This window comes from Pseudomonas sp., from assembly GCF_036404235.1.
In the GTDB taxonomy this organism is placed as follows: Bacteria; Pseudomonadota; Gammaproteobacteria; order Pseudomonadales; family Pseudomonadaceae; genus Aquipseudomonas.
In genome coordinates this window covers 1-10,731 of sequence record NZ_DASWOT010000199.1, presented here as the reverse complement: position 1 = coordinate 10,731, position 10,731 = coordinate 1, and the positions used below count along the sequence as shown (strand labels likewise).

9 protein-coding genes are annotated in these 10,731 nt (G+C 59.4%); 3 read left to right on the top strand and 6 right to left on the bottom strand.

Translation table 11 applies throughout. The annotated features are described in order from the left end of the window. Positions 1-649: 649 nt before the first annotated feature. Positions 650-1,657 (bottom strand): zinc-binding alcohol dehydrogenase family protein, encoded by a 1,008-nt coding sequence (locus VGC62_RS24950; protein ID WP_331189751.1) that lies wholly within the window; start codon positions 1,655-1,657, stop codon positions 650-652. A 137-nt stretch (positions 1,658-1,794) separates the two neighbouring features. Here VGC62_RS24950 and VGC62_RS24945 point away from each other — a divergent pair, with 137 nt between their 5' ends. Next, positions 1,795-2,700 (top strand): LysR family transcriptional regulator, encoded by a 906-nt coding sequence (locus VGC62_RS24945; protein WP_331189750.1) that lies wholly within the window; start codon positions 1,795-1,797, stop codon positions 2,698-2,700. 110 nt (positions 2,701-2,810) lie between these two features. On the opposite strand, the gene VGC62_RS24940 is transcribed toward VGC62_RS24945, so the two are convergent. Beyond that, entirely contained in the window at positions 2,811-4,310 is a 1,500-nt protein-coding gene (locus VGC62_RS24940) for an APC family permease (RefSeq protein ID WP_331189749.1), read from the bottom strand. Then, positions 4,307-5,596: an aspartate aminotransferase family protein gene (locus VGC62_RS24935; RefSeq protein ID WP_331189748.1), complete on the bottom strand. Its 1,290-nt coding sequence runs from the start codon at positions 5,594-5,596 to the stop codon at positions 4,307-4,309. The genes VGC62_RS24940 and VGC62_RS24935 overlap by 4 nt, the downstream gene beginning before the upstream one ends. A 146-nt stretch (positions 5,597-5,742) precedes the next feature. On the opposite strand from VGC62_RS24935, the gene VGC62_RS24930 reads away from it, so the two are divergent. Then, the gene (locus tag VGC62_RS24930; protein ID WP_331189747.1) at positions 5,743-6,645 is read left to right on the top strand and encodes a LysR family transcriptional regulator; all 903 of its coding nucleotides are present in this window, start codon (positions 5,743-5,745) and stop codon (positions 6,643-6,645) included. A gap of 22 nt (positions 6,646-6,667) precedes the next feature. On the opposite strand, the gene VGC62_RS24925 is transcribed toward VGC62_RS24930, so the two are convergent. The 3 genes from VGC62_RS24925 to cbiE are packed head-to-tail and all read right to left on the bottom strand — an operon-like array spanning position 6,668 to position 9,689. After that, complete coding sequence (locus tag VGC62_RS24925; RefSeq protein ID WP_331189746.1) at positions 6,668-7,393, bottom strand: cobalt-precorrin-6A reductase; 726 nt, start codon at positions 7,391-7,393, stop codon at positions 6,668-6,670. Then, positions 7,390-8,487, bottom strand: coding sequence for a cobalt-precorrin-5B (C(1))-methyltransferase (locus VGC62_RS24920; RefSeq protein WP_331189745.1), 1,098 nt, complete (start codon positions 8,485-8,487; stop codon positions 7,390-7,392). The genes VGC62_RS24925 and VGC62_RS24920 overlap by 4 nt, the downstream gene beginning before the upstream one ends. After that, complete coding sequence (gene cbiE / locus VGC62_RS24915) at positions 8,487-9,689, bottom strand: precorrin-6y C5,15-methyltransferase (decarboxylating) subunit CbiE (RefSeq protein ID WP_331189744.1); 1,203 nt, start codon at positions 9,687-9,689, stop codon at positions 8,487-8,489. Before cbiE ends, VGC62_RS24920 begins: the two co-directional genes overlap by 1 nt. Before the next feature lie 299 nt (positions 9,690-9,988). Here cbiE and VGC62_RS24910 point away from each other — a divergent pair. Then, a partial coding sequence (locus tag VGC62_RS24910) for a hypothetical protein (RefSeq protein WP_331189743.1) occupies positions 9,989-10,731 on the top strand: 743 nt, incomplete at its 3' end.

Sequence of the window (10,731 nt, the reverse complement as noted above, 5' to 3'; positions counted from 1 at the left end):
CCATGCACGAGCCGGGGTGAACTTCAGACCCGTCTATAAAGCATTTGCGATGACGGCTTGTAGGAGCCAACTTGTTGGCGAGGCGACCCATGAGGTGTGTCTGAAACGCCGCCTCGCGAACAAGTTCACTCCTACAATGCGTTCTGGCCCCGGCCCGCCATGTACGAGCCGGGGTGAACTTCAGCCCCGTCCATACAGCACTTGCGATGACGACTTGTAGGAGCCAACTTGTTGGCGAGGCGACCCATGAGGTGTGTCTGCAACACCGCCTCGCGAACAAGTTCACTCCTACAATGCGTGCTGGCCCCGGCCCGCCATGCACGAGCCGGGGTGAACTTCAGACCCGTCTATAAAGCATTTGCGATGACGGCTTGTAGGAGCCAACTTGTTGGCGAGGCGACCCATGAGGTGTGTCTGAAACGCCGCCTCGCGAACAAGTTCACTCCTACAGTGCGTGCTGGCCCCGCCCCGCATGTACGAGCCGGGGTGAACTGCGGACCCGTCCATACAGCATTTGCGATGACGACTTGTAGGAGCCAACTTGTTGGCGAGGCGACCCATGAGGTGTATCTGAAACACCGCCTCGCGAACAAGTTCACTCCTACAATGCGTGCTGGCCCCGCCCGCGATAATCGATAGGTTGGGACGGTCAGAAGCCTTCGAGAACGATCTTGCCCTTGGCTTTGCCGCTCTCGATCAGCGCGTGAGCGCGGCGCATGTTGGCGGCGTTGATCGTGCCGAAATGCTCTCCCAATGTGGTCTTCAGCACGCCTTCGTCGATCAGGTCGGCGACGCGGTTTAGCAGTTCGTGTTGCTTGATCATGTCCGGGGTTTCGAACAGCGAGCGGGTGAACATCAGCTCCCAATGCAGCGACAGCGCCTTGCGTTTCATCGGCATCACGTCGAGGGTTTTCGGGTCGTCGATCAGTGCCAGCTTGCCTTGTGGGCGAAGGGCTTCGATCAACTGTAGGAAGTGGCTGTCGGTGTGGGTCAGGCTGGCGACGTGAGTGACCTGGCCAACGCCGATTTTCTCCAATTGCTCCACCAATGGCTTGCTGTGATCGATCACATGATGAGCGCCGAGTTGCTTGATCCAATCGCTGGTTTCAGGGCGCGATGCGGTGCCGATCACGGTCATTTTGGTCAGCCGACGCGCCAATTGAACGAGGATCGATCCCACACCGCCAGCGGCACCGACAATCAACAAGCTGTCGCCTTCGCCACCATTTTCCTGCACGCCCAGGCGATCAAACAGTAATTCCCACGCGGTGATCGAAGTCAGCGGCAGCGCTGCTGCGTGGGCGTCATCAATCGATGTCGGTTTGCGCCCGACGATGCGCTCGTCCACCAGATGAAATTCGCTGTAGCTGCCGGGGCGCAGGATGGAGCCGGCATAAAACACTTCATCACCTGGCTGGAACAGCGTCACGTCGCGACCCACTTCACGCACTGTGCCAACGGCATCCCAACCCACCACTTTCGGTTCGGTGCTGGCGGTGCCAGCACGAATCTTGGTGTCCACTGGGTTCACCGAAACAGCCCGCACTTGCACCAGCAAGTCTCTGGGCCCCGGGGTTGGTTTTGGCAGATCCATGTCCATCAGTGCGCTTGGGTCTTCGATGGGCAGGCCGTGTTGGGTGAAGGCGATGGCTTTCATGGCGATTTCTCTTAAGGCGTGAAGGTATTCGAACATTCCGGCAGAACATTCATTCAAAACGTTGAGGCCATCTTCACCTTCGCTGTTGCAAAGAAAAACCGGCAGAATGCACGAACACTTTCACACTTGGAGTGAAAATGATCCGCATCGATGACCTCTCTTTATTCGTGCGCACCGCAGCGCTGGGCAGTTTTTCCAATGCCGCGCGAGAAGTTGATCTGCTTGCGGGGCAAGTCGCTGCAGCGATCAAGCGCTTGGAACGTGAGCTGGATATTCGCCTGTTTGCGCGCTCGACGCGTAGTTTGCGGCTGACTGCCGAGGGCGAGCAGTACCTGCCGACGGCACAAACCGTCCTGGATGCGCTGAAGGATGGCCGAGAGAAACTGCGTCGCGAAAGCGCTGAATTGCGTGGTGTGCTGCAAGTGGGGGCGCCTTCTGATCTGGGGCGCAATATGTTGTTGCCGTGGCTGTCGGCGTTTCGCCGGCAACACCCTGCGTTGAGCATGCGCTTATTTTTGTCCGACCAAGTCGCCGACATGTTTCGTGATCCGGTGGATGTGGCGATTCGTTATGGCGTCATCGAAGACGCCAACTACATCGCGTTGTCATTAGCTCCATGGAATCGTCGAGTGCTGGTAGCTTCGCCGGATTATCTGGCGCGTCACGGACGCCCGTTGCAGCCGGACGACTTGCTGCGCCACGACTGTCTGCTTTACACCCTCGGCGGGCGCATGTATGACAAGTGGCGGATCGGCTCCCGCGTGCTGACGGTATCGGGAGCGCTGTTCAGCGATGACGCCGATGTGGCCCGTCGTTGGGCGGTGGCCGGGGAGGGTATTACTTATAAATCCTGGCTGGATGTGAGCGAAGACGTGAGCGCCGGGCGTCTGGAAGTACTGATGCAGGACTATCCCGGTGAGCCTGCGCCGCTCAATCTCGTATGCCCTCATCGCAAGCAGTTTTCGCCGGCGATTCAGCAATTGCATTCGCTGCTGCGCAATCGCTTTGCCGAACTGGAAAGCGGACTGCCAAAGTTGCTTTGAATTAGAGCGCGATCATTATCGCAAGGCGCTTGCCCGCGATAGCTATTCCCGGTGATAAATGCCGGATTCACCCCTGCCATCGCGGGCACGCGTACGCCAGGTTTGCAGCCTTAGCGTTTCACGCTCGGCCCAGCCGTCCCGGCATTCAGCCGACCTCTGAGCGAGAACAACCACCACAACGCACCGACGCCCAGGGTGATCCCGGTGGTCACTGCCGCCACGTGATTCTCCTCCGGCAAACTCAGGGTCAAGATCACCGCCACCGCCCAGAATCCACCCAGGATGATCATCGGCATCAGCCAGCGACCCAGGCTGAACACGCCGGCTGGCGCGTCCGGCATACGCCGTTTTTTGTAGGCGATCAGCGCGGCGATCAACGTCAGCAGATATGTGCAGTAGTACGTCAGCCCGACCATTGAATAGATCGCTTTGACGAACCCGCCGCTGGCCAGATTCAGCAACACGGCAATCGCGGTAATCAGGATGATTGCACCAATAGGCGTGCCGAAATGCTTGTTGATCGTCGACAGCGCCTTGGAGCCCGGCAGCATGTTGTCCCGCGACAAGGCGAAGGTCATACGCGTTGCAACCGCCATGTTGGCGATCAGGCAAGCGAGGATCGATGCAAACGCAATGACGATCATGATGCTCCCCGCGACGTTACCCAACTGCATGCGCACGATGTTGATCACCGGGTTTTCCGGTTGTGCGAACAGGTCGGCGACGTTACCGGGAATCGCAATCCCCAGTAGCGCAAACACGATGAATCCCAGCACGCTGGACACCACCACCGCGCGAATCATTGCCCGAGGTGCGCTGCGACGAGGGTCCTTGGTTTCTTCCGCCAGATCCGCCGCGCCCTCCCAGCCCAGCAGCACCGACACTGGCAACAAGGTCGCCAACGCCATCGTCGTGAAGCTCACCGGCTCGCCGCTGACTGGCACCACTGAGGTAAGAATCGCCACGCCCTGGGTATGCTCGAAGAAGAAAAACACGCCGAGGAACAACGCAATCGCCAACAGTACCGTGCCGATGATTTCGATGATCGCGCCGATGTCGTTGATGCGCGTCGCCAACCGGATGCCACAGATGTTCAGCAGACCGACCACCAACGTTGCGCCGATGCTCAAGCCCTGAATCTGCCCCTGCGTCGGGTTGGGCCAAATCTCGGGCGCGAACACGCTGCCAATCGCGGCCGACGTTGCGGCGGTCCCGGCGACGAACGAGATGAACGCCACCCATCCGGTAAACCAGCCGAAGTGATTGCCCGCCAGACGGCTTGACCATTGATAGGCATAGCCGGTCAGCGGGATGCGCCCGGCCAGGTGCGAGTAGACCAGCACGATGCACGTCACCAACGGAATCACCAGCGCCCACAGCAGAATGCCAATGCCACCGACGCGGGTGAACGGGTCGGAAAACAGCGTGACCACGCCGGTGTTGATAGAGACCATGGAAAAGGCCAGGGCGAACGAGGTGAACGAGCCCATGGTTCGGTGCATTTTCTGCTCGTAACCCAGAGACGCGAGGTCGGCGTCGTCACTCGACAGCGTAAGCGGCTTGGCTTGCCCTGCATCGGTGGAGAGCTTGCTTTCAATGGTCGCTGTCATGCCCGTTGCTCCTCGATGATGCCGATGACTTCGTCCAAAACGTCGAGGGCGCGTGACAACTGCGCGCGTTCGATATCCAGCGGTGGTTTGACTTTGATCAGATTGCCTAGACCTGCATAACGGCTTTCGCCGAACAACACGCCACGTTCCAGGCCAAGGCGATACACCTCTTGCGATTCGCCTCGTGCAGGCTCTTTGCTGGTGCGGTCTTTGACCAATTCAATGGAGGCCATCAAGCCTGGGCAGCGCACATCGCCGATCAGTGGGTGACGCGTCTGCATCTCCAGCAAACGCTCGGTGGCGTATTCGCCGGACAACCGCGCTTTTTCGCACAAACCATCGGCGACAATCGCCTCAACGGTGGCGTAGCCCGCTGCCAGCGACACCGGGAAGTGCCCAAACGTCAGCGCTTCTTCCCCTTCATCGAACCACTTCAACCGATCATGGGCCAGGATCCCCGCCAGCGGGAAGCCGCCACCCACACCTTTGCCGAAGATGATGATGTCCGGCGCGACATCGTAGTAATCGGCTGCCCACATGGTGCCCATGCGCCCGAAACCGGTTTGGACTTCATCGAAAATCATCAGCACGCCATGGCGGTCGCAGATCTCACGCACGCCTTTGTAGTACGAACGGGGGAATTCGATGTGGCCGCCGTTGCCCTGAATCGGTTCCATCATCACCGCTGCAACCGGGCCATCGACGCCCTTGAGGATGGTCTCCTCCAGCAGTCCCAGACACAGCTGCGATTCTGCTTCCGGGTCCATGCCCATACGCGTGCGATAAGGATAGGGGTGCGGCACGCGAGTGAAGCGTGGCTGGATGGGCAAGAACGGATTGTTCGGGTGCGGCCAACTGGCGCCAAGCGTGGCCAGGGAGCGACCGTGATAACCGTCCTGCAACACGATCAGGTTTTGCGCCTGCGGGCGGTTTTTGAACGCCAGCTTCATGGCCATCTCGCCTGCCAGGCTGCCGTGCAGGGCAAAGCCCATCTGGTTCAGCGATTGTGGTGAGACTTCACGTAGTTTAGCGACCAGCCGGGTGTGGGCTGCTGAACCGAAGTTGGGTCGAATATGCGTCATTTCTCGTAGCTGGGCGATGGCCGCCTCAACCACGCGTGGGTCGTTTGCACCCAAATTGTTCGACCATGCCTGCGCGGTGCAGTCGATGTATTCCTTGCCCGTGTCATCCCAGACCAGCGAGCCACGGGCCTTCACCAGATTGATTTTTCCCGCTGGCGCGACAATTGCTTCTTTCAACACAGGGTTTTCATTGTGGGCATTCATGTCTGTCTCCAGTGCGTGGAACGGGGGAAGCTCGTCGCGTCGAGTGGCTCAATCCTAGGCCGTATCGGTTGCACTTTAGAAAGACGGATTACGCTGCAATTAATAAGCGTGGCTTATCAGTCGCACCATGGCGAAAGGGAGGCACTGTGCAAACTTCGGCACTGGATATCCGTTTACTCAAGGCGTTCGTGATGGTGGGCGAAGAGCTGAGTTTCGTTCGTGCGGCCACGCGATTGCACGTGTCACAGCCGGCCCTTTCGCAGACCATCCGCCAGTTCGAAGGCCTTCTGAACGTTCCTCTGTTCGTGCGCAATACCCGGCATGTCGCGCTGACAGAGGCGGGCCAGGCATTGCTGGTCGAGGCGCGGGATATCGTTGGCCGTGTCGCACGTTTCGCTCAAACCGCCAAGGACCACGCTGCTGGGCTGCGCGGTTCGCTTAAAGTCGGCTTTCTGATCGGTGCGGGTGTGGACCTGATGCCGCAAATACTGAGCGCGTTCGCCGAGCGGTTTCCCGAGGTCAATGTGGTGGTCCGGGAATTCGACTTCTCATCACCTGAATCCGGAATCGACGAGGGCATGGATGTGTCGGTACTGCGTCCGCCGATCGAGTCTGTGGGTGTCGAGCTGATGACTCTGGTCGAAGAACCTTGCGTGGCGTGTTTGCCGTGCGGCCATCGTCTGGCAGAAGCGCAATCGGTGAGCATTTACGATTTGCTCAATGAGCCGATTGTTGCAGCGCCGGGCAGTGGCGCATGGCGTAGTTACTGGACGGGCGACCTTTACCGGGACAGCCAAAGCGCCCATGTGGTGCATGAAGCGTCAACGGTCGAAAGTGAATTGCAGGCGGTGGCGTCCAAACGCGGTATCAGCATCACGGCCTCGTCGACAGCGCGGTTTTACAGCCGACCAGGTTTGGCATTTCCGGTGATTCATGACATGCCGATGTGCAAGGTCGCGGTTGCCTTGCCGCACAACGCCAGCGTGCCAGCGCGTAATTTTGCCGCGCTGGCGCAGGAAGTGGCGCGGGAGATGGCCAGCGTTGCGTAATGTCCAAAATGGGCGTGGCGGTTTACAGAAAATCCTGCGCTAGCGCTTCGCGCAATGTTTCGACTGTCGAAAACTCCCGATCCACAGGCGGCAATAACGGTCGTTTCAATATCAAAACAGGCACTCCACGTTCGCGCGCCACTTGCAGCTTCGGTTCGGTGGCGCCGCTGCCGCTGTTCTTGCTGATCAGCACATCAATGTCCCGTCGCTTAAACAACTCACGCTCGTCCTCCAGCAGAAACGGCCCGCGCGCGCCGATGACCTCGCAACGCTCATTGCCGGGGTAACTGTCCAATGCGCGAAGCGTCCAGAACTGCTGAGCAGGGATCTCATGCAGATGCTGCATCGGCTCGCGGCCCAGGGTGAATAAAGGCCGCTTGAACGACGCGAGTGCTGTGATCAATGCGCTCCAGTCTTCAACCTCACGCCAGTCATCTGCCGGGGTCGATTGCCAGGCCGGGCGCCGCAACGCCCAACACGGTATGCCTGCCTGTTGCGCGGCGAGCGCAGCGTTTTGACTGATCTGCGCGGCATAAGGGTGCGTGGCGTCCACCAGCAGATCGATACCTTGCGTGCGGATAAATTGCGCCAGGCCTTCAGCACCGCCATAGCCACCGACGCGCACCTGACAGGCCAGATCAGTCGGCACACGGCCGACGCCAGCGAGGCTATAAATGTGCTGTGGGCCTAACGTGCGGGCCATCGCCAATGCTTCCGTCACGCCACCGAGCAATAACAGTCGCTTCATGCCCGGACTCCCGCGCGCCCGACAATCGCGCCTTGACGGTCGATGGCAAACACTTCCACGTGAACCTGCTCAGGCACCACGCTGCGGGCGAAATCCAGCGCGTGTTGGCAAACCGCGTCGCCTAAAGCAACTCCTTGCGCGGCCGCCATGGCGAGTGCCTGTTGACTGGTATTGGCCTCGCGTATGGCCTGCTGCAACTCAGCATCTGCGCCCACATCCGCGGCCCATTGGGCCAATTGCGGCAGGTCGATGCTGGAGTGGCGGCTGTGCAGATCCATATGACCTGCCGCCAGTTTGCTGATCTTGCCGAAACCGCCACATAGGCTGAGTTTATCCACAGGCACTTTGCGCAGATGCTTGAGTACCGCGCCGACGAAATCTCCCATCTCGATGAGGGCGATGTCCGGCAAGTCGTAGACCGCGCGCATGGTGTCTTCGCTGGCGTTGCCGGTGCAGGCGGCTATGTGCCGATACCCGTTGGTCTTGGCGACGTCGATGCCTTGGTGGATCGACGCGATGTAAGCTGCGCAGGAAAACGGCCGCACGATGCCGCTGGTCCCTAGAATCGACAGCCCGCCAAGGATGCCCAGCCGAGGGTTCATGGTCTTGAGTGCTAACTCGCCGCCGTTCTCCACGCAGACCGTGACTTCAAAACCACCGTTGTAATTGAACTCGTCAGCGAGCCGTCCAAGGTGTTCATTGATCATGCGGCGCGGCACTGGATTGATCGCGGGCTCGCCGACTCCTAATACCAACCCTGGCCGGGTGACGGTGCCTACGCCGGGGCCGGCGACAAACTTCACACCTATTTCCGCGATCAAGTGCACGCGAGAAAACACCAGCGCGCCGTGGGTCACGTCAGGGTCATCGCCTGCATCCTTGATCGTCCCGGCTTCGGCGCCTTCGGTGAGCAGGCGACAGAACTCCAGGCGCATTTGCACCTGTTTGCCTTTAGGCAGAACGATTTCCACTGCGTCGTTGGTCTCGCCCCCCAGTAACAAGCGCGCGGCCGCAAGGCTCGTCGCGGTGGCGCAACTGCCAGTGGTCAGGCCGCTGCGCAGCGGCGCGGGTTGTTCGGCGGTTTCTTCGCGCATCAGGGTTTGACTGCTTCCAACAGGGTGATCGGCAATGCCTGACGCCAGGTATCGAATTCGCCCAAGGGTTTGGCGTGGGCGAGGTGGATGCGGGTCAGCTCGCCGCCCTGTTGCTTGCGCCAATGGATCAGCGTCGCCTCGCTTTGCAGCGTCACGGCGTTAGCGACCAAGCGACCGCCTGAGCGCAGATTCTCCCAGCAGGCCTCCAGTACGCCGGGCCGAGTGACACCGCCGCCAATGAAGATCGCGTCCGGTCGTTCAAGATCCGCCAATGCCTGCGGCGCACTGCCACGCACCAGTTGCAGCCCCGGCACACCCAGCACGTCACGGTTGAGTTCGATCAACTGCTGGCGCCCTTCGTCGGCCTCAATTGCCAATGCCCGACAGCTCGGATGCGCACGCATCCACTCGATGCCGATGGAGCCGCAACCGGCGCCGACGTCCCACAACAATTCGCCGGGCCTGGGCGCGAGACGGGCGAGGGTGATGGCGCGCACATCGCGCTTGGTCAATTGCCCGTCGTGCTTGAACGCGGTGTCGGGCAAACCGGCGAGGGTCGAGAGATGCAGCGCATTGGCGTCGGCACGGCAATCGATGGCCACCAGGTTCAGGGCAGCGATCTCTGGATTGGCCCATTCGTTGGCGAGCCCTTCGACACGCCGCTCAACGTCGCCGCCCAGATGTTCCAGCACGGTCATGCGGCTCGGGCCGAAACCCCGCTCGCACAGCAAACCGGCAATTGCGGCAGGGCTGCTGCCATCGTTGCTCAACACCAACAGACGTAAACCGTTGTGAAACTGTGCATTCAACGCGGCCAGAGGACGCGCGACCACCGACAGCGTGACCACATCTTGTAGGGCCCAACCCATGCGCGCTGCTGCCAGAGAAAAAGAAGAAGGCGCGGGATAGACCAGCATTTCCGAGAACGGCACCTGACGCGCCAGGCTCACGCCGACGCCGAACAGCATCGGATCACCACTGGCAAGCACGCAGATGGGCGTGCCCCGCAGCTCAAGCACCGGGCCCAAGGAAAACGGACTCGGCCATTGACGATGCACCGCCTGAATACAGGGCGGCAGCAATGCCAACTGACGCGAACTGCCGAACACCTGCTGTGCTTTTAACAGCGCGTGACGTGCGTGCTTGCCCAGCCCCTTGTAGCCGTCTTCACCGATTCCCACGACTATCAGCCACGGCGACATGCCTTTCCCTCAAATCGAACGTCTGACAGGCGGGTTTTTTAGTGCCTGCGGACAAAGTCGGCATGATAGCGCGCCGGTGGGGGACAAGTATTTCTTCACGTTTCCTGTGGCGGATGGATAAGACGCTCCGTCAGCCCAGTCGACGGACCGCTGGGATTGTAGGATTTGATCTGCAAGCCAGGACGGTATTTCTGAAAGTCTTGTAATCAGGCAAATCTCAACGCGCTGTTTAGTGACATCGACCAAATCGCATCTTTATCGTCCGGTCTTTCATCCAGTCGATTAAGGACGATGGACTCATGTCCAGGCCATACGCATTCATCCACGATGGAATGCAACATCTTTCCTGGTTCAGGGACTCGCTGAGCGCTAGCGCACGAATAAAATTCGATCAACTCAATCCTGACTTCAGCCCCAACTTAGCGGTCATGCCGGGGCGGTTGATCATCGTCGGCGACCAAACAACACAGATGTGTACGCCTGAGGAAAGTCAGTTGATGGCTTACGCTCGAGACATCCACCAATCCCTTATCGCCAACGACCATGCCAGCAGCAGAGTCGTCATCCATAACTACGATTTGCTGCAAAACATCATGTCTTACAGTTCTATCGGTATTGGCAGCGCCACATCCGCCTGGAGTAGCCATCTTGGCCAGGTTGAAGGCACGCTCAAAGACATTGAAGCGGCCTATCAGCGCTGGCGTTCAGGGGTGCTTTCAAAAGATCAATTCATCGCCTTGCGTCAAAAGCTGTTCGCAATCCTGGACGACCAACTGCGCGGCATCGGACGCTTCGGCACCGGCCTCAAAAACAACTCCACCATTAAAAGGATGTTGGGGATTTCCAGCAAAAGTTATTTGCACACAGGTGAGATTACGAACTATGTGAAAACGCTAAAAAGGGTCAACAACGTCGCGAGGAAGTTAAGCAAGGGCAGCGTCGTGGGTATCGCGCTGGATCTTGGCGCGGGCGCGCTGGAGATACATGAAGCGTGCTCGATGGGCAGGAAGGAGATGTGTACAAAGGCCAAGTTTGTGGAGGT